The sequence below is a fragment of the Pseudomonas sp. 43(2021) genome (genome assembly GCF_017490805.1).
GTDB lineage: Bacteria > Pseudomonadota > Gammaproteobacteria > Pseudomonadales > Pseudomonadaceae > Aquipseudomonas.
This window is the reverse complement of the sequence record NZ_JAFGYJ010000090.1, coordinates 1-847: the sequence shown is the minus strand read 5'-3', so window position 1 is coordinate 847 and position 847 is coordinate 1. Positions and strand designations below refer to the sequence as shown.

Here is an 847-nt window from a genome sequence, read left to right as displayed (position 1 = left end):
CCCTTGGTGTGTACGGCATCAGCCACACCCCGGAAGTGCTGCACGCGCTGAACCCGATGTGGGCGGTGAATTTTTTCGTCGTGCACCCGGGCATGGGCGTAGCGATCCTCGGCGCGGTTGTGCTGGCGCTGACCGGCGCCGAAGCGCTGTACGCCGACATGGGCCACTTCGGCCGCAAGCCGATCGCCCGCGCCTGGTTTCTGCTGGTGCTGCCGGCGCTGGTACTCAACTACTTCGGCCAGGGCGCATTGCTGCTGGAAAACCCTGACGCCGCGCGTAACCCGTTCTACCTGCTGGCGCCGAGCTGGGCGCTGATTCCGCTGGTCGGCCTTTCGACCCTGGCCACGGTGATCGCTTCGCAAGCGGTGATTTCCGGTGCGTTCTCCCTGACCCGTCAGGCGATCCAGCTCGGTTACATCCCGCGCATGTACATCCAGCACACCTCCAGCGACGAGCAGGGCCAGATCTACATCGGTGCGGTGAACTGGGCGCTGATGGTCGGCGTGGTCCTGTTGGTGCTGGGCTTCGAATCCTCCGGTGCACTGGCCTCGGCCTACGGCGTGGCAGTGACTGGCACCATGCTGATGACCACCATTCTGGTGTCCGCCGTGATGTTGCTGCTGTGGAAATGGCCACCGATCCTTGCGGTGCCGGTGTTGATCGGCTTCCTGTTGGTGGATGGTCTGTATTTCGCCGCCAACGTACCGAAGATCGTTCAGGGCGGCGCTTTCCCGGTGATCGCCGGTATCGCCCTGTTCGTGCTGATGACCACCTGGAAGCGGGGCAAACAGCTGCTGGTCGAACGCCTCGACGAAGGCGCGCTGCCGCTGCCGAGCTTCATCAGCAG

The 847-nt window shown here is 64.1% G+C and carries 1 protein-coding gene; it reads left to right on the top strand.

Annotation, left to right across the window (positions count from 1 at the left end):
- The coding region (locus J5M71_RS26035; RefSeq protein WP_207838308.1) for a KUP/HAK/KT family potassium transporter at positions 1–847 on the top strand (847 nt) is incomplete at both ends.